The organism is Kiloniella spongiae, from assembly GCF_001026905.1.
Taxonomy (GTDB): Bacteria; Pseudomonadota; Alphaproteobacteria; order Kiloniellales; family Kiloniellaceae; genus Kiloniella; species Kiloniella spongiae.
In genome coordinates this window covers 233,217-251,402 of sequence record NZ_LAQL01000008.1, presented here as the reverse complement: position 1 = coordinate 251,402, position 18,186 = coordinate 233,217, and the positions used below count along the sequence as shown (strand labels likewise).

Genomic DNA, 18,186 nt, shown 5'->3' with positions numbered 1-18,186 from the left:
GCGTGTATGGGGTTTGATTTTGGTTATGGATTGGTGACACGCCCATAAGCCTTTGTGAAACCTTTAAGAGAAAAGGGGATTTCAATTTTTTTATTTACAGCATCAGAAAAAATAACGCGTCCTTGAGTTCCTCTTTTAAAGCTGTCACGCAATTCATCATCAAATTGTATTTCAGATTGGCATCCTGAACGAAGGCATCGAATAAAGGGGTATTGACGCTTTATGTTATCTCCGACCTGAATTCTAAATCCGCTTGGTAGTCTAATCCCTAATGGTAGAGTAATAATCATTATGGTACTTGCGGGGTTTTCGCTTGGATGACCAATGTCTAGAGCTAAAACTGGGTTTGGATTATCTCCAAAAACTATGATGTGATTGATGTGACAACTAAGAGGTTCGTTGACTGTACATAATGCTGTCCAATCACCAAAACGTTCTGTCGATCTTTGCGGAGCTTGTTGTTGAGCCGATGCGATTGAAGAGGTTGCGATGAGAAACAGGCCGCAACTGGCAACAGATTTAAAAATATTCAGGAGATTTATAAAGGCCATGATTTCAAGCTTATCTGTTGAGTAAATAGATGATCGTGAACGTCGATTTATAAGATATGGCTTTTAGCTATATCGAATAATCATGGAAAATTAAAGACAAGTTATTATAAGGCTTGTGTGAAGGTTAAGGCGGGGAAATTGTATTGCTGTAAGCGAAGTCTAGACAGAGCCTTGGCGGCACGTTAAAACCGCAGATAAGATTTCCCGTATTCTGATGTGAAAAGAATGCGTCCTGTCCAAGTTTTAGGGTAAGTGATTAAAATGATTACCGGCAATGAGATCCGTAGGGTCTTTCTCGACTATTTTGCAAAGCATGGTCATACAACCGTAGAATCTTCGCCGCTGGTGCCGCGAAATGATCCAACGTTGATGTTTACAAACGCGGGAATGGTGCAATTCAAGAACGTCTTTACCGGTAACGAGACATGTCCCTATAGCCGAGCGGCAACTTCGCAAAAATGTGTACGTGCAGGTGGTAAGCACAACGATTTGGAAAATGTCGGCTATACGGCGCGGCACCACACCTTCTTTGAAATGATGGGGAACTTTTCCTTTGGAGACTATTTTAAGGATGTGGCCATTGAACACGCCTGGAACCTGATCACCAAAGAATACGGTGTTCCGGAAGAGAAGCTATTGGTTACCGTCTATTCTGAAGACGAAGAAGCTGCTGCTCTCTGGCGTAAAATTGCTGGTCTTAGTGATGATCGTATCATCCGCATTTCGACAAGCGATAACTTTTGGTCCATGGGGCCGACAGGACCTTGCGGACCTTGCTCAGAAATTTTCTATGATCATGGAGATCACATCTTCGGTGGCCCTCCTGGTAGTCCAGATGAAGATGGTGACAGATTTATCGAAATCTGGAACCTCGTTTTCATGCAATATGAACAGATTGATGCACAGACACGCGTCGACTTACCCAAACCGTCAATTGACACGGGCATGGGCCTTGAACGCATTACTGCAGTTCTTCAAGGCAAACATGATAACTATGATGTTGATTTGCTTCGCACCATCATTGAGGCGTCAGCGCATGAAACTGGTGTTGATGCAGACGGGGACCATGCTGTATCTCATCGCGTTATTGCGGATCACCTTCGTTCGACTGCGTTCCTGATTGCGGATGGTGTTTTACCATCTAACGAAGGACGTGGTTATGTTCTGCGTCGTATTATGCGACGGGCTATGCGCCATGTGCACAAGATTGGTGTTAAAGATCCTGCTATCTACAAATTGGTTCCGTCTCTTGTTGGGATGATGGGGACTGCTTTCCCTGAACTGACACGTGCAGAATCCCTCATCACAGAAACGCTTAAGCTGGAAGAAAACCGTTTCGGTCAAACATTGGATCGCGGCATGAAGTTGCTGTCAGCTGAAACGGACAAGTTAGGGAACAAGGGTACGCTTAATGGTGAAGTAGCCTTTAAGCTCTACGATACCTACGGCTTCCCGCTTGATCTCACACAGGATGTTTTGCGGGGTCAGGGACAGTCTGTTGATACCGAAGGATTCAATGCGGCTATGGAACAACAACGTGCTGCTGCGCGTAAAGCGTGGAGCGGTTCCGGAGATGCTGCGACAGAAAAAGTTTGGTTTGAAATACAAGAACGTGTAGGGGGAACAGAGTTCCTTGGTTACGATACCGAGACAGCCGAAGGCCAGGTTCTGGCAATCTTAAAAGAAGGTGACGAAGTTTCTACTGCAAAGACTGGTGATGAGGTGATGGTTATCACCAACCAGACACCTTTTTATGGGGAAAGCGGTGGTCAGCAAGGTGATCACGGCCTTTTGTTCTCGGCTGAAGGTGCGGAAGTAAGGATCAAGGACACTCAGAAAAAACTGGGCAACATATTTGTTCATATCGGCGAAGTTACACGTGGCGAGATCACAGTGGATCTTGCGCTGGAAATGAAGGTTGATGTTTCTCGTCGCTCTGCTCTGCGTGCTCATCACTCTGCGACGCACTTGTTGCACGAAGCTCTTCGTCGACGTTTGGGGACACACGTAACCCAAAAAGGTTCCCTAGTGGCAAAAGAACGTCTTCGTTTTGATATCAGCCAGCCAAAACCTTTGGACGCTGATGATATTGCGATCGTTGAACGTGAGGTGAACGACTACATTCGAAGAAATGATCCTGTTGTTACCCGTCTAATGACTCCGGATGAGGCAATTAAAGAAGGTGCAATGGCTCTCTTCGGTGAGAAATACGGTGAAGAAGTTCGCGTTGTCTCGATGGGTGGTTCAGACAGTTCTACTGGAAGCGGGTATTATTCCACTGAACTTTGTGGTGGTACCCATGTCAAAAGAACCGGAGATATCGGTTTCTTTAAAATTGTTTCCGAATCTGCGCTTGCCTCGGGTGTTCGCCGTGTTGAGGCTGTCACGGGGCAGGCCGCACTGGAATATGTATCCCTACAGGAAACTCAACTGGCTGCGGCTGCAACAGCAATGAAGGCATCTCCTGCTGAATTGGAAGCGCGTGTTACATCGCTTCTGGAAGAAAGAAAGCGGTTGGAACGTGATTTAACCGATGCACGTCGCAAGCTGGCTGCTGGCGGTGGTAGTGCAGCAGGTGAGGCCGAGTTCAAGAGCGTGAATGGTATTAAAGTGGCTGCCAGAGTTCTCGAAGGGGTGTTGCCAAAAGATCTGAAACCTACCGCGGATGAGCTGAAAAAACAGATCGGTACCGGTGTTATTGTTCTTATTGCAGATACGGATGGCAAAGCCTCTATTGTTGTGGCTGTGACTGATGATCTCACTGCCAAAGTTTCAGCGGTTGATCTTGTTCGGGCTGGTTCTGCCGCACTCGGCGGTAAAGGCGGGGGCGGACGTCCTGATATGGCACAGGCCGGTGGACCTGATGCGTCAAAAGCTCAAGATGCAATAAAGGCCATCGAAGCTTTACTTGGGTGATTTACATTTCGTTCAAGACAAAAAGCTCCGTGGCTATAAAAGTTACGGGGCTTTTTTTATGACGAGGAAATCTTTAAGATATTACTTTTTGCCATTGGCGAGCTTTCTCGCGTCAGGATGATGGCGTAATTTTGCCATAGCCCAAACACCGAGGAATGGCCCAATGGCCAATGGCATAAAGGCATAATGCCAACTGAGAAGATCAACGGCATAAGGCATCAAATGGATTGTGATTAAAGTCAGTGTAAACCCTAGTGAGGTTTGTAATGTCAGCATTGTTCCCACGATTTCGGGAGGAGCTAATTCCGCCACGGATGCTGAAAATTGAGCTGAATCGGCAATGATGCTGATGCCCCAAAGAATACAGACGAGTGTCAGCCACAGAGGTGACGCCCCGAAAAGGAGGCCAACGAGCAGCGCGCAGCTACCACTAATTAACATAGAGATAATGGTAAGGGTGGTGCGACCGAGTTTATCTGCAAAATATCCCACTGCTATACAACCAATGGCGCCCGCTGCCATTGTTGCAAAGGTTGCCAGCTTGGCAAGATCATTAGCTTCGCTACTTTTCATCGATAGTGAAAAGCTGGCCGTAAGAAATATCCCAATCCAGGCCCACATAGCATAAAGTTCCCACATGTGACCAAGATAACCAAGATTTGCGAGGCGAACGGATTTGATTCTCCAAGCAGAGAGAATGTGAAGAGGATGGAACTTAGGTGCTTTGGTATAAGCAGGACCCATTTTAAAAAAGAGTACCCCGATAGCTGCAATAATTGCACAAACTGATGCCGTTGCAATTGTAAAGCGCCAGTCTATACCGCCTATTGCATTGAATAGGTGCGGAGAGGCTGAGCCGAGAGTTAGCGCACCGACGAGAATACCAACAAGAAGCCCCATATCTCCTTTGGCCCAAGTTGCGGCCATTCGCATTCCTACCGGATATATGCCTGCCATACAGATCCCTGTAATAAAACGAAGCAACGGGACGATTGGATCAGTTGGCTCAACGATTAATAACAGGGCGTTGGCTATAGCGGCTGTAACGGCAGAGCCCAAGAAAAATAATTTCGGGGGTAAACGATCCGCAAGGCCAAACAGGGCGGAAGACAGGCTACCTACGACAAAGCCAACTTGGACGGTGGAAGTGAAAAGGGCTTGTTGAAAAGGAGTAAGACTATACTCAATCGTAAGGGACGGCAAAACGGCTGAGGCAGAAAACCAGAGTGCCATTGCTGCAACCTGGCAAAGTGCCAGTATACCCAAGGAAAGCCATTTATCTGAAATAGGTGCCATATTGCTCTGGTGGGATAAAAGAATGATGCATTACAAGGTATTGAGCGGATCATGGTTTGTCGAATAAGAATTTGCCCGAGAGGTCACGATCTCGTGTGTAAATCAAACAAAGACAGAATGTGGATCATATTTTGGAACGGATTTGTTTTTCTTGTTTTTCACGAAATTAATCGCTTGTTCGCGTATAAGAAAGCGTCTGCGATTTGATAATCGTTAGATGCAAAGAAGGCCGCAGTTAGCGGCCTCCTTCTTGTAAAGTATTACTGATATCAGGCTTTCGCTTTAACGTCAGAGATAATATGTAAATCGCGTTGCGGGAACGGAATAGAGATACCTTCTTTGTCAAAGGCTTCTTTTATTGCCCGGCGGTTGTCACTCAATGCAGGCCAGTAGTCACCACTGTCTGTCCAGTAACGGACATTCAAGTCGACAGAACTTTCACCTAATCCGGTCGTGATTACCTGAGCAGCAGGATCTTTATGGATACGGGCGTCACCGGAAAGCACTGCTAGAGCAACTTTCTCTGCTTTTGCGATATCATCACCATAGCCGATGCCAATCGCCAGATCCGTCCGTCGTGTACTGTTTCTGCTGTAGTTTGTAACTGTTGCAGACCAAAGTTTGGAGTTTGGTACGGAAAGATACAGACCATCAACTGTTGTCATATGCGTGATAAACAGGCTGATTTCTTCAACAGTTCCGGAAATGCCGTCTGCATCGACAAACTCGCCGACTTTCAAAGGCCGAAGGAACAAAAGCATAAAGCCGGCAGCAATGTTTTGCATTGTTCCTTGTAGGGCGAGGCCGATAGCCAAACCTGCAGCACCCAGAACGGCTATGATACTGGTGGTTTCGACACCAAATCGAGCGAGAACGGCGATGAGAACAAAGACCATGATCGTATAGCGAATAATCTTTACGATAACAGGCTTCAGGGTTGAATCTACCTTACCGGATTTGGAGAGTAATTTATCAGTATATTTCGCAATACGTCCTGCGATAAAAATACCGACAATAAGAATAGCCAGTGCAGCAAGAATCTCTAATGAAAAATTCAGCGCTGTCTGTGTTAGTTGCTCTATAAGCTGTGTGTATTCTTCGGTGATTGTCACAACCAAAGTTCCTCTTTTTATGATTACAGGCTGTCCCCCTGATAACTCTCACTGGACAAAACCCCCGCTGCAGATAATACAGCGGGGGTTTTGAAAAATCACCTAGTAAAAATACCAACCTCTTTGGGGTTGAAATTTCTGTTGCTCCTAGGAACGTTTTATTCGATGTCAGCAAGAACTTTAACGGATACCATGCGATCTGGTTCATCAACGGCACCGCTACCTGGAGCACCTTTTTTGATACCATCAACAAGGTCCATGCCTTCGATTACTTGTCCCCAAACAGTATACTGCCCGTTGAGAGATGGTGCACTGTCAAACATGATGAAGAACTGGCTGTCACCAGAATGCGGGTTTTGAGCACGTGCCATACCTACGACACCACGAACAAATGGTTCCTGTGTAAATTCAGCGCGTAGTTTTTTGCCAGAACCACTTGTACCTGTACCGGTAGGATCACCTGTTTGAGCCATGAAACCGTCGATAACGCGATGGAATACGATGCCGTCGTAGAAGCCTTCACGCGCCAGTTCTTTAATGCGTGCTACGTGTGTTGGGGCGAGGTCAGGTAACATTTCAATTGTTACTTTACCGGTCTCCAGCTCGATAACGAGGGTATTTTCCAGGTCGGGTGTTGTTTCTTCTGTCATGGCTTGGGCCTTAAATGAGTGTGATGAACTACCAGCAAAATAAGTATCGGAATGTGTTTTTGCAAGGCGGCATCTTGGTTGGATAGAGAAATTTTAGAAAGCTTGAGAGCACGACGATTGTGTTCAAAAAGAAAAAGCGCTGTATCTCGGAAGAGTACAGCGCTTTTTTCTATACTGGCCTTGCGTGATATTTATTGAATATCAGCAAGAATGCGTACAGAAATCATTTTATCCGGATTGCTAACTTTACCGCTTCCGGGTTGACCTTTCTTGATCGCATCAACATGTTCCATACCCTGTATGACCTTGCCCCATACAGTGTACTGACCATCAAGCGATGGTGTTCTTTTGAACATGATAAAGAACTGACTATCCCCGGAATTTACATTCTGGGAACGTGCCATACCAACTGTACCGCGAACGTAGGGTTCACGAGAGAATTCGGCATTTAGTTTTTTACCTGATCCGCCAGTACCAAGTCCTTTGGGATCACCGGTCTGTGCCATGAACCCTGCAATCACCCGATGGAAGACAATGCCATCGTAAAAGCCATCACGGGTTAGTTCCTTGATTCTTGCTACATGGTTCGGGGCAAGATTGGGAAGCATTTCAATGAGAACTTTACCGGTTTTAAGTTCAATTACCAGTGTGTTTTCTGGCTCAGCAGCCTGTGAACCAGTTGACGCAAAGGTCAGGACAAGTAAACCTGCGAGTAGATTGCGTAGGATTTTTGGCATCTTTGTTAGCTCATTGCTTTCTGTAGATTAGCATCAATTGCATCAAGGAATTGATCTGTCGTCAACCAGTCCTGATTCGGACTGATCAGAAGAGCTAGATCTTTTGTCATACTTCCGGATTCAACTGTATCGATGCAAACTTTTTCAAGTGTTTCAGCAAACTCAACGACTTCTGGAGTTTCATCAAATTGTCCGCGGAATTTTAGGCCGCGAGACCATGCGAAAATAGAAGCGATTGGGTTTGTCGATGTGTCTTTGCCCTGTTGATGCAGACGATAGTGACGGGTCACTGTCCCGTGTGCGGCTTCTGCTTCAACAGTCTGTCCATCAGGTGTCATCAGAACAGATGTCATTAGGCCTAGCGAACCAAAACCCTGTGCAACGGTGTCAGATTGAACATCGCCATCATAGTTCTTACAGGCCCATACAAAACCACCAGACCATTTCATGGCTGCTGCAACCATGTCATCAATCAAGCGGTGCTCGTATGAAATGCCTTTAGCGGCAAATTTGTCAGCAAATTCTGTCTGATAAACTTCTTCGAACAGATCTTTAAAGCGACCGTCGTAAGCTTTCAAGATAGTGTTTTTGGTGGACAGATATACAGGCCAGCCAAGATCAAGGCCGTAGTTCATGCAGGCACGGGCAAATCCACGAATTGATTCGTCCAGGTTGTACATGCCCATTGCAACACCAGCTTCTGGAAATTCAAAAATTTCACGAGTAATTGGCTCACCACCATCTTCCGGCTGGAAAGTCATGGTCAGTTTACCTGCACCAGGGACAAGGAAGTCAGTCGCTTTATATTGATCACCAAAAGCGTGACGACCAATAACAATTGGTTGTGTCCAGCCAGGAACAAGACGTGGCACATTTTCCATGATAATTGGTTGACGGAAAACAGTACCACCCAGAATGTTACGAATAGTTCCGTTTGGCGAACGCCACATTTTTTTCAGGTCGAATTCTTCAACACGCGCTTCATCAGGTGTGATTGTTGCACACTTAACACCAACACGGTGTTCTTTGATGGCATTGGCAGCATCAACCGTGATCTGATCGTCTGTTTCATCGCGGCTTTCGATGGAAAGATCAAAATATTTCAGATCGACATCAAGATAGGGAAGAATGAATTTTTGTTTGATTTTTTCCCAGATGATCCGTGTCATTTCATCGCCATCGAGTTCGACGATTGGATTTTTAACCTTAATTTTGGACATGTTCGCCTCCTTGTTTGTCGGCTTGTTTCATATAATTTGGGGAACTCACAGAGGAAAATAACAGTCTTTCGCTGCAGTGCAAGATAACTCGGGATAACAATTGTAATCAAAGTAGTTTGATATCAGCCTTAATATGTGATTCTGGCATACTTTGAATTTGGGTGAATACGTCATCTATGCTATTGACAACACTATATATATCAGCTGGATTTTGCCTTAAATAACCTGCTGATATTTGATGATTTATAAGCTCGAGAAGCGGTGTCCAAAAATTTTCCAGATTGATGATGATAATAGGCTTGTCGTGCATTCCTAGTTGTTTCCAGGTCGCAATTTCGAAAAATTCGTCCAGCGTACCAAGACCGCCAGGAAGAATACAGAAGGCGTCGGAACGTTCAAACATTGCCATTTTCCGCGTGTGCATGGAATCAACAACGATAAGCTCATTAACCTCTTTATGGCCAACTTCAAATTTATCAAGATATTCAGGTATAATACCTGTTACTTTCCCGCTATGTGCCAGTGCACCATCAGCAACGCGTCCCATAGAACCAACCCGGCCACCACCATAGATAATTTCAATGTTGTTTTCTGCAGCCAATTTTCCAAGTTGATTGGCGCTTGTCAGATGCTTTTCGCTTACTGCATTTGACGAGCCACAATAAACACAAATGGATTTAATTTTGGTCATTGTTGAATTCCTTTTATTATTTTTTTTGTGCAGAGTTGCAAAACGGCACGTAGATAGCGAGACTAAATCTCTATCCAACGTGCCGACGGTCTTATTATATCTTTCCTTTATATAATGGCAATAATCAGAGAAAAACGGAGACATAGCCGATTATTGTTGAGTTTTTTATCACCTAAAATTTGTCATAACTCTTGTTCTTTTCCCATAAGGATTTAACCTAGAGTCATAAGAATGTTAGTTTGCGGGAAAAATTTTCCAGCTGTTTTGACGGTAGAAGCCTGTCAGTCACTGTAAAGTCTTAAGGAGGCATTTTTGAGCCGTACCTTCATTGTTTCATTTGTAACCCTGTTGGTCCTGATTGGGGCAAGCATTTCGGTTTGGTATGTCTTGGACGATGATCCTGGTTCCACTATTGTCACTGATAGCGCAAGCTCTTCGACGAATGCACCTAAAAAGATCGTGAAGAAGCTTAATGGTAAAAGTATGAAATCTGGTGAAGAAATTTCTGAAAACGAAGTTTCGTCAAGTGAAAAGCTAACCTCAAGTGAACCGGAACAAGATAGTGGAGCTAGTTCTTCTACTGCTGCTTCGGAAGAAAATCAAAATCCTTCTGAACCGATTGTCGAGAAACAATCTGATGTTTCTGAAGCTCAGGTCACTGATGATGAACAAAAGACTGCCGTGATTGTTGATCCGTCTCTTTCATTTGATGTGATCAGAGTAGAGAAAACAGGCGATACTGTTCTCGCAGGCAGAGCGCCGGCTGGAAGTGATGTTCGCATCGTTGATGGCACGACATTACTAGGTAGCGTGCAGGCTGACGAGAATGGGCAGTGGGTATATGTATTGGAAACGCCACTGGCGCCGGGTACTCATGAGCTTGGTTTGCAGGTGAATAAAGAAGAAGAGGGCGTTCAACTCAAGTCTTCCGACGTTGCTATTGTTGACGTCCCTGTCGGAGATAAATCTGTTCTTGCCGTTCTGGTGCCCGAGGATAAGGGAGGCGCATCAAAGGTCATCCAGCTGCCTGAAAAAGTTGAAGATGAAGGAATCAAAGACGGTGAACTTGCATTGGATAGCGTGGATTATGACGATGATGGACAAACAGTTATCGGCGGTACATCGCAACCGGGACAAAAGGTTGTTGGTTATCTGAATAATGAGTTTGTCGGTCAAGGGGTGACTGACGATGACGGACGTTGGGTTGTCGAAGCCGAGAAAAATGTACAGGAAGGTCTTCACCAGCTAAGAGTTGATCAGGTTGATGACGAAGGAAAAGTGATTGCGCGCGTTGAAATTCCTTTTTCCCGGTCAGGCAAAGTTGAATCCCGACCAGATGAGCGGGTTGTAACCGTTCAACCGGGAAACAGTTTGTGGCGAATTTCCCGCGCTATCTATGGGGAAGGCGCGCGTTACGCTGTGATCTTTGATCGGAACCAAGACCAGATAAGAAATCCCGATTTGATCTATCCGGGGCAAATTTTTGTGCTTCCCAAGGATAACTAAGCAACAGTAGCGATGTTAAATTGAGAGTTTTGTGGAAAATACCTTACATTGACCTTCGTAATACAGTATTACAGCCCACATGTTATATATAGCTCATGTCATTTAAGTGTGAAGCTATGTCATTAAGTGTTAAAATTATTGAATGGAGACGGCAGTGCTGAAGCACATTCTAGTGCCTATTAATAAAGCGGGTTGGCCTTTTGTCGGTGGCGCACTTGCGCTGAGTGTTGCATTTGCTCTGATATGGAAGCCACTGGCGATTGTCGGGCTAATTATTGCGGCATTTTGTACTTATTTTTTCCGCGATCCGGAAAGACAGACCCCTGTACGTGAAGGGCTTGTCGTCAGTCCGGCTGATGGACATGTCAGCGCTGTTGAAACCGCTGTTCCGCCTGCGGAATTGAACATGGGTACTGAGCCTATGATGCGGGTTTCTGTTTTCCTGAGTGTCTTTGATGTTCACGTAAACCGCGTTCCTACGGCAGGTAAAATTACTGAATTGGCCTACCATCACGGTGCATTTTTGAATGCGGCTCTTGATAAAGCTTCCGAGCTTAATGAGCGCATGTCCGTCAAAATGGAAACCAACGACGGTAAAGAGATTGCATTTGTACAGATCGCAGGCTTAATCGCGCGTCGTATTATTTGTAATCTGACACTGGATCAGGAAGTCAAAACAGGTGAGCGCTTTGGCCTGATCCGTTTCGGTAGCCGTACCGATATTTATCTTCCAGATGGGATTGCTCCTCTTGTATCTGTCGGACAGCAAATGATTGGTGGTGAAACAGTAATTGCCGATCTTCTGTCTGATGAAACACAACGCGAAACAGAGGTACGCTAAATGCCAGGTCTCAAGCGCCGTCGTCGACTTCATGGATTTTCTGTAAATCGTCTGATACCAAATGCTATTACTTTGATGGCACTGTGCTCAGGGTTATCTGCGATCCGTGCGGCGCTTGAAAGTAACTGGAAGCTAGCTGTTATCGGCATCGTTGTTGCGATGATTCTTGATGGCTTGGACGGTCCAGTTGCCCGCCTGATGAAAGGGACAAGTGAATTTGGTGCGCAACTTGATTCGCTCGCTGATTTTGTAAATTTTGGCGTTGTTCCTTCATTGGTTATTTATCTCTGGGCGATGGATGGTACAGGCGGTCTTGCCTGGGCCGTGTCTCTCTTCTTTGCGGTATGTTGCGGTATGCGTTTGGCGCGATTTAATACCAGTTTACTGGATGAAAATCCGCCACCGTGGGCTTCCAAATTTTTTACTGGTATTCCAGCACCCTGTGGTGCTGGGCTCGTCCTGATCCCGGTTGTTCTATCATTTGAGTTGGGCGATGATATTCTGCGCTCTTCTGTCTTGAATGGCGTGATGCTGGTGGCTGTGGGCGCACTTTTTGTCAGTACAATTCCAACCTACTCGTCCAAACGTATCCGTATTCCTAGACGTTATGTTGGTCTTGTACTGTTGGGTTTTGCTGTTTGCATTATGCTGTTGTATAGCACACCGTGGGTTTTCTTGAGCGTGGCGGGTGTTGGATACTTGGTATCTATCATTCTGGCCCAGTTTTCTTACCAGGCAACGCGTAAGAAGATGTTGGCTCAGGAAAGTAAAGAGCCAGAGGGTTCGAATACGCCAAACGGCGCGATGTCTTCTGAAAAAGAATAAATTTCAGGCGTGTTATGTTTGATGCTTGGGTGAGAACGAAAATTGATCCTCCGCTTGATAAAATAGGGGAAGTTCTTTCGGGTTCAGGGCTTGGTGCCAATCAAATAACCTGGATTGGTTTTACCGGAGGGATAATGGTCATTCCTGCGCTGGCCACCCAGTCATACTATCTAGCCATAGCAGCAATTGTATTTAACAGACTGTGTGACGGTCTGGATGGGGCTGTTGCTAGAAAACAGGGTATCACCGATCTCGGGGGATATCTTGATATCACATTAGATTTTATTTTTTATTCAGCAGTTGTTTTTGGTTTTGCCTTGTCTGTGCCTGACGAAAATGGGTTGGCGGCAGCATTTCTGATTTTCTCTTTTATGGGAACCGGTGCGTCGTTTCTGTCGTTTGCAATTGTTGCCGCCAAAAAAAACATATCCACTGACATCCGCGGTAAAAAGAGCATCTATTATCTTGGTGGCTTGACAGAAGGAACAGAAACCATTTTGCTTTTTCTGGCGTTATGTCTTTGGCCGGATAAGTTTTCTTTAATGGCATGGGTTTTTGGGACCTTATGTTGGTTGACGACAGGATTCAGAATACACGCAGCACTTAGTCTTTTTGAAGATTGAAATCATAAAACGAAGCCGGCAAACAAGTGCCGGCTTCGTTTTAGGGCATAAGATTATCTACCCGCGTACTATTCGGCTGGTATAGCTTTTTCGTTGTCTGATACAGGTGGTTCAGATGAGTTGTCATCCTTTTTAAACCTCGCTTTAATCCGCTTCACAAGATTGCGGCTGTTGACCCTTACCATCAACAAGGAGGGGGTAATCACAAGGGTGAGGATTGTTGCAAAACAAAGACCAAATGCAATTGCGGTAGCAAGTTGTGTCCACCATTGCGTTGAGGGTGCACCAACCTGAATGGTTCTGTTGATCAAATCAATGTTTGTTGCCAGAACCATTGGCATCAAACCGAGGATAGTTGTGATTGTTGTCAGCATCACTGGCCTTAGGCGCTGTGCCCCTGTACGAATGATTGCTTCTTTCTGATTTTTGAATTTCGTTGAAACATAATCAAAGGTGTCAATCAGAACGATATTGTTGTTAACGACAATACCTGCCAGTGCGATTACTCCGATTCCGGACATGACAATGCCAAATGGCTGATCTGTGATAAGCAGACCAATCAAGACCCCGATTGTCGACATAATCACAGCAGATAAGATAAGAAAGGCGCTGTAGAAACTGTTGAACTGAGTAACCAAAATAATCGCAATCATAAAGAGAGCGATGCCAAAAGCTTTTACCAAAAAGTCCTGAGATTCTTTCTGGTCTTCGTTTTCTCCTTTGAACTGGATTGTTACTCTCGAATCAAGTTCTTGAGATGCCATCCATTCCGTCAGTTCCTTAACTTTATCATCAGCTAGAATGCCCGGGGCAATGTCGGATTTCACTGTTGCGACACGCTGGCCATCAACGCGGTTGATTACCCCAACTTTTGGGGCGGCTGTTCGTGTAATGAAGTTTGATATAGGAATCAGACCAACATTGGTTTGAATTTTGATTTGATCAAGATGTTCAATATTCCTATTGCTTCGTGGCAGACGTACGACGAGATCAATTTCTTCATCACTGTCGTCGGGGCGATAACTCCCCAGCTTCATCCCGTTGGTGATCATTCTGATGTAGCTACCGATCAGGGCAATGTCGGCGCCGAATTTTGCCGCTTGGGCACGGTCAACATCAATGCGCCATTCAATGCCGGGCACTGGTAGGCCATCTTCTATGTCGACAAACCCATTTGCTTCTCTTAAATGATTGGCGACTTTGGTTGCCCAAGGGTAAACGAGGCTGGGTTCAATGGATGCAATCTCTATTTGGATCGGTTTACCGGATGATGGGCCTTTTTCTTCTTTTCTGGGTTCGACCGAAATGCCACCCAAGACAGCTGTTCTGGCACGAATATCAGCAAGTATTTCATCGGCAGGACGTCTATTGAACCAATCTGTAAATTCCAACTGAATGTTGCCAATCACGTCTTCCGGTTGATTACTGCTTGTTGTACTGTCTGCATTAGTGCTGACATAAATACTGTGCAGTTCATGTTTTTCGTTTTGAAGATCTAAAACAATCTGTTCTACCTGGCCTACAAGGTGGTCACGCTCATCAATGGACATATTGCCTTGTGCACGAACTTGCAGAACAGCATTGTCGGGTTCAATGTCCGGGAAGAATTCGACACCTTTACCAAAATTGCTGTAGAGCATTATGACACCGATGAGAGAGGCAAAAGTCAGGGTTGCTATGACACCTGGAATTTTCAGAACCAAATGCATCAGCTTGATATAAAGGCCTGTAAAACCTGTAACTACATTTAAATTACCAGATTCAGATGCGGCCAGGTTTTCCATGGACTTCTTATCTGCCGCACCGCCGGCTTTACCAATCAATCCTCCAATTGTCGGAACCACAATCAAAGCCATGACCAACGAAGCACTGAGTGTTGCGATTAGGGTAATGGGCATGAATTTCATAAATTCACCCATAATTCCTGGCCAAAAGATGAGGGGGGCAAAGGCGGCGAGTGTAGTTGCCGTCGAGGCAATAATCGGCCACGCCATACGAAGACTTGCTTGTTTGTAAGCTTCTCTTCTGTGCAGGCCCTCGCTCATTTTTCGGTCTGCAAATTCGGTGACAACAATCGCACCATCCACGAGCATACCGACCGACAGAATCAGGCTAAAGAGAACAACGACGTTCACAGTCAGTCCTGCGGCATGTAGGATCATAATGGAAGCTAAAAAAGAACCCGGTATTGCAATACCTACAAGGATGGAAGACCTGAATCCCAAGGCCGCAACAACGACAATCATCACCAGAATGATGGCTGACAGAACGTTGTTTTGTAAATCCTGTAACATGGTGCGGATACCAGTTGATTGGTCCTGGCTATAAGACACGTCAATCCCATTAGGCCACAGAGCCTGTTGTTGGCTGACGACTGCGCGTACTTGCTCAATTGTCTCAATAATGTTTGTTCCCGTCCGCTTTGATATTTCCATGGTCAAAGCAGGTTTGTTATTGACGCGAGCATATTCCGTTGTGTCTTTGAATGTTTTGCGCAGAATACCGATGTCTTTAACGCGGACAACAGCATCGCCATTGACCTTAACGGGCATGTTTAAGATATCTGTCGTATCTTCGAATAAGCCAGGAACCTGAATCGAAAAACGTCCTTGGCCTGTGTCCAGTGATCCGGCTGCAACCACAAGGTTCGACTTACCAACTGCTGTGATAATATCATTGGCATCAAGGTTGTAGCTTTCAAGGATCAGAGGATCGACGACAATCTCGATCAACTCATCCCTGTCACCAACCAATTTCGCCTCCAGCACGTTTGGAATAGCTTCCAGCTTGTTCTGTAGATTCTTGGCAATGGCAAGCAAAGCTCTTTCTGGGATGTCACCAGACAGGTTTACGACAAGAATAGGGAACAGGCTGAGATTAACCTCGTGCACTGTTGGTTCATCGGCATCATCAGGCAATTCCGCCTTGGCAATATCAACCTTTTCTCTGACATCCGTCAACGCGAGGTCGATATCAGAACCAGCCTCGAACTCCATAACGACGTTGCCACCGCCAAGAAATGAGCTGGAACTCATTTCTTTCACACCTTCAATGCTGCGAAGCTCTTTTTCCATTGGTTTCAGCAGCAGGCGTTCAGCATCAACCGGGGAAATTCCTTCGTGATGCATGCTGACGTAGATGATAGGAATGGTGATATCGGGATTATCTTCTTTGGGGATCGCGACGTAAGATACAGCCCCGGCGATAAGAATAAGGATAAGCCCAAGTATTACAGTACGCGAACGTCCTAGGGCACCTGAAATGATATTTGTCATGACTGAGGTGCTCCAGCTACAGTCTCTTGTGTCTGTTCAGAGGGGACGCTTGGATTCAATTCTTTCAGAGTGTCAGAATCGATCGCTTTCACTTTTTGACCATCCTTGATAAGCTCTTGCCCGATAACAACAAATGTTACCTCTTTCTGAAGTCCACCAAGCCATAAACCATCAGTGGTGTTTTCAAGAATGCTGGCTTCCCTAAAAACGATCTTGTTGCCTTTACCCAAGGTTTTCACACCTATAGCGCCGTTGGCATTAATCGTGAGAATGCCCGGGGATACTTTATGTGCTTGCATATCGTTAAGTGTAAGTACCGTTTCAGCTGTGATGCCATCGGCAATTTTTAGATCCGGGTTAGGGACTGCTACCTCAATACGGAAGGTCCGGGTGATCGCATCTGCCATTGAGGCAATATATTTAACCTTTCCTTCGACGATTTGACCTGTAATCAGGCGTACTTTGGCATTGTGCCCGACAGATATGAAGGGAACGAGCCTTTCGCTGACGTCTGAAACAATCAGTATTGTCGATAGATCAACAATTGTGCCAATCTTGTCGCCAACATCGACGTATTCACCAATCTCGACAGCACGGCTATTCAAAACGCCTGTAAAAGGAGCTGGTATCAATGTGTTTGATAAGGCGACCTGCGCACGTCTTAACTCTGCTTGTGCTGATTCAAGAGCAGCTTTGCTCGCTGCAAGTTTGGTTTCGGCTTTAAAGCCTTTTTGAGAAAGGCGTTTTGCCGCTTTGTATTCAATAGCACGCTGCTCTTTCAGAGCTTTATACTCTTCAACCTTGGCAGAGCGCTCATTGACGTCAAGCTTGGCAATCAGTTTACCTGATTCAATTGTGTCACCTTTGTTGATTGCCAAATCAATAATCTTGCCACTGGCTTCGCTTCTGATTTCGACAGTACGTAGTGCTTCCGTTCTTCCACGTACCGTTAGGTAGCGTGTATAGGGAACCGCGGTTTGGGTTTGAACGCGCACAGACGGAATTTTGGCTTCTCGGGAAAGATTTACGGGGGGCTTCTTTATTTCCGGTTGTCCGGCCTCACCTGCTTCTGAATCGTCTGATAGTTGTCCAGACATAACCCAGCCAGCAGTTCCGATGGCGAGTACGAATGCGAGTAAATAGGAAACTTTCATGATGTGTGCCTGTTAGTATCTATCTGCTTGAGATTTGTATCTATAGAGGACGGTATTTCGTGTTGAGATCGAAGTTCTGCAATAAAACGTTCTTTGTTTTCTTCTAAATAGATCAGGGAGTTTTGGTAAACTGTTAGCCCCAAGCCGTGGCAAAGTCGACGTCCAGTGGGCAATGAAGCAGGATCACACTGTGTCATGCGATTGATGGTTTCTTGGTAAAACGAAATTCTTTGATCCAGTAGCTTTATGACCTGTAGCAAAGGCAAGAGTTCTGCAAAATAAAGAATAAAGAAAAAATCGGATGTAAATCTGTCTGGTGTCGGGGGCGCCAAAAGGCTTGTGATAAGTGTGTCTTCACCATTTTGAGTTAGCTTATACACCTTTTTGTCAGGTCTTTTCTCTTGTGCCATTTGGGTACATTCGACGAGACCTTCTGAAGAAAGTCTTCCCAGGGCGGGGTAGATAGACCCAAAACTAGCGTCTTGAAAGTGGCTAAAAGCACCTTCCTTGAAAGCTTTTTTGATTTCATATCCACTTGCTTCCCCTTGATATAAGACCGCAAGGCACAGTGTTCTGACATCCATAGTGAATAATTACCTGAGTTTTTTTCTTTGAAGGTCAAAAAGACTCGATCTTTTATCCTTCAAATGAGTCGTAGATTTATGTAGGTCAGATATACTTCAATTCAATATATATCAAGTCGATATATATTATTTATTTTTGAAAAAGATGAATTGTGAAATGAAAACGCTGTAAAATTAGTGCTTTAAGGGTTATTTGGGTAGGATT

General features: G+C 45.2%; 15 protein-coding genes. 5 read left to right on the top strand and 10 right to left on the bottom strand.

The genetic code is table 11. The features are described from left to right. Window positions 1-23 precede the first annotated feature (23 nt). Entirely contained in the window at window positions 24-551 is a 528-nt protein-coding gene (locus tag WH96_RS14000; RefSeq protein WP_047764811.1) for an invasion associated locus B family protein, read from the bottom strand. A 261-nt stretch (window positions 552-812) separates the two neighbouring features. Here WH96_RS14000 and alaS point away from each other — a divergent pair, with 261 nt between their 5' ends. Beyond that, entirely contained in the window at window positions 813-3,467 is a 2,655-nt protein-coding gene (gene alaS, locus WH96_RS13995; RefSeq protein ID WP_047764810.1) for an alanine--tRNA ligase, read from the top strand. A gap of 81 nt (window positions 3,468-3,548) precedes the next feature. Here alaS and WH96_RS13990 read toward each other — a convergent pair whose 3' ends face one another. The 6 genes from WH96_RS13990 to WH96_RS13965 form a co-directional block, all read right to left on the bottom strand. Continuing rightward, window positions 3,549-4,763: an MFS transporter gene (locus tag WH96_RS13990; protein WP_047764809.1), complete on the bottom strand. Its 1,215-nt coding sequence runs from the start codon at window positions 4,761-4,763 to the stop codon at window positions 3,549-3,551. Between the two features lie 269 nt (window positions 4,764-5,032). Then, complete coding sequence (locus WH96_RS13985) at window positions 5,033-5,875, bottom strand: mechanosensitive ion channel family protein (RefSeq protein ID WP_218045057.1); 843 nt, start codon at window positions 5,873-5,875, stop codon at window positions 5,033-5,035. Window positions 5,876-6,033: 158 nt separating this feature from the next. Then, a complete protein-coding gene (locus tag WH96_RS13980) occupies window positions 6,034-6,525 on the bottom strand; it encodes a peptidylprolyl isomerase (RefSeq protein WP_047764808.1) in 492 nt (163 codons plus the stop codon). Window positions 6,526-6,716: 191 nt separating this feature from the next. Then, window positions 6,717-7,262, bottom strand: coding sequence for a peptidylprolyl isomerase (locus WH96_RS13975; RefSeq protein ID WP_156176812.1), 546 nt, complete (start codon window positions 7,260-7,262; stop codon window positions 6,717-6,719). Between the two features lie 5 nt (window positions 7,263-7,267). Continuing rightward, on the bottom strand, window positions 7,268-8,482 hold the full coding sequence (locus WH96_RS13970; RefSeq protein ID WP_047764807.1) for an NADP-dependent isocitrate dehydrogenase: 1,215 nt from the start codon (window positions 8,480-8,482) through the stop codon (window positions 7,268-7,270). A 106-nt stretch (window positions 8,483-8,588) separates the two neighbouring features. Beyond that, complete coding sequence (locus tag WH96_RS13965; protein ID WP_047764806.1) at window positions 8,589-9,173, bottom strand: LOG family protein; 585 nt, start codon at window positions 9,171-9,173, stop codon at window positions 8,589-8,591. Window positions 9,174-9,485: 312 nt separating this feature from the next. Here WH96_RS13965 and WH96_RS21430 point away from each other — a divergent pair, with 312 nt between their 5' ends. The 4 genes from WH96_RS21430 to WH96_RS13945 all read left to right on the top strand — a co-directional run bounded on the left by WH96_RS21430 (window position 9,486) and on the right by WH96_RS13945 (window position 12,968). Continuing rightward, on the top strand, window positions 9,486-10,679 hold the full coding sequence (locus WH96_RS21430) for a LysM peptidoglycan-binding domain-containing protein (protein ID WP_053005918.1): 1,194 nt from the start codon (window positions 9,486-9,488) through the stop codon (window positions 10,677-10,679). Between the two features lie 142 nt (window positions 10,680-10,821). Beyond that, complete coding sequence (locus tag WH96_RS13955) at window positions 10,822-11,520, top strand: phosphatidylserine decarboxylase (protein WP_047764805.1); 699 nt, start codon at window positions 10,822-10,824, stop codon at window positions 11,518-11,520. Further along, window positions 11,521-12,345 (top strand): CDP-alcohol phosphatidyltransferase family protein, encoded by an 825-nt coding sequence (locus WH96_RS13950; protein ID WP_047764804.1) that lies wholly within the window; start codon window positions 11,521-11,523, stop codon window positions 12,343-12,345. It abuts the gene before it with no gap. A gap of 14 nt (window positions 12,346-12,359) precedes the next feature. Next, window positions 12,360-12,968 (top strand): CDP-alcohol phosphatidyltransferase family protein, encoded by a 609-nt coding sequence (locus tag WH96_RS13945; RefSeq protein ID WP_047764803.1) that lies wholly within the window; start codon window positions 12,360-12,362, stop codon window positions 12,966-12,968. A gap of 68 nt (window positions 12,969-13,036) precedes the next feature. Here WH96_RS13945 and WH96_RS13940 read toward each other — a convergent pair whose 3' ends face one another. From WH96_RS13940 to WH96_RS13930, 3 genes are read right to left on the bottom strand one after another with little or no spacing between them, the layout of a single operon-like run. Beyond that, window positions 13,037-16,243, bottom strand: a complete 3,207-nt coding sequence (locus WH96_RS13940; protein WP_047764802.1) for an efflux RND transporter permease subunit — start codon at window positions 16,241-16,243, stop codon at window positions 13,037-13,039. Beyond that, window positions 16,240-17,397, bottom strand: a complete 1,158-nt coding sequence (locus tag WH96_RS13935) for an efflux RND transporter periplasmic adaptor subunit (RefSeq protein ID WP_053005917.1) — start codon at window positions 17,395-17,397, stop codon at window positions 16,240-16,242. The genes WH96_RS13940 and WH96_RS13935 overlap by 4 nt, the downstream gene beginning before the upstream one ends. Continuing rightward, window positions 17,394-17,981: a PadR family transcriptional regulator gene (locus tag WH96_RS13930; RefSeq protein ID WP_047764801.1), complete on the bottom strand. Its 588-nt coding sequence runs from the start codon at window positions 17,979-17,981 to the stop codon at window positions 17,394-17,396. The genes WH96_RS13935 and WH96_RS13930 overlap by 4 nt, the downstream gene beginning before the upstream one ends. Window positions 17,982-18,186: the final 205 nt, after the last annotated feature.

What these genes read in the sequence shown, in the direction of transcription:
- WH96_RS13950 (WP_047764804.1), top strand. Translation starts at nt 11,521, where the DNA reads ATGCCAGGTCTCAAGCGCCGTCGTCGACTTCATGGATTTTCTGTAAAT.
- WH96_RS13935 (WP_053005917.1), bottom strand. Translation starts at nt 17,397, where the DNA reads ATGAAAGTTTCCTATTTACTCGCATTCGTACTCGCCATCGGAACTGCT.
- WH96_RS13930 (WP_047764801.1), bottom strand. Translation starts at nt 17,981, where the DNA reads ATGGATGTCAGAACACTGTGCCTTGCGGTCTTATATCAAGGGGAAGCA.
- WH96_RS13955 (WP_047764805.1), top strand. Translation starts at nt 10,822, where the DNA reads ATGGAGACGGCAGTGCTGAAGCACATTCTAGTGCCTATTAATAAAGCG.
- alaS (WP_047764810.1), top strand. Translation starts at nt 813, where the DNA reads ATGATTACCGGCAATGAGATCCGTAGGGTCTTTCTCGACTATTTTGCA.
- WH96_RS13970 (WP_047764807.1), bottom strand. Translation starts at nt 8,482, where the DNA reads ATGTCCAAAATTAAGGTTAAAAATCCAATCGTCGAACTCGATGGCGAT.
- WH96_RS13990 (WP_047764809.1), bottom strand. Translation starts at nt 4,763, where the DNA reads ATGGCACCTATTTCAGATAAATGGCTTTCCTTGGGTATACTGGCACTT.
- WH96_RS13975 (WP_156176812.1), bottom strand. Translation starts at nt 7,262, where the DNA reads ATGCCAAAAATCCTACGCAATCTACTCGCAGGTTTACTTGTCCTGACC.
- WH96_RS13980 (WP_047764808.1), bottom strand. Translation starts at nt 6,525, where the DNA reads ATGACAGAAGAAACAACACCCGACCTGGAAAATACCCTCGTTATCGAG.
- WH96_RS13965 (WP_047764806.1), bottom strand. Translation starts at nt 9,173, where the DNA reads ATGACCAAAATTAAATCCATTTGTGTTTATTGTGGCTCGTCAAATGCA.
- WH96_RS13945 (WP_047764803.1), top strand. Translation starts at nt 12,360, where the DNA reads ATGTTTGATGCTTGGGTGAGAACGAAAATTGATCCTCCGCTTGATAAA.
- WH96_RS14000 (WP_047764811.1), bottom strand. Translation starts at nt 551, where the DNA reads ATGGCCTTTATAAATCTCCTGAATATTTTTAAATCTGTTGCCAGTTGC.
- WH96_RS13940 (WP_047764802.1), bottom strand. Translation starts at nt 16,243, where the DNA reads ATGACAAATATCATTTCAGGTGCCCTAGGACGTTCGCGTACTGTAATA.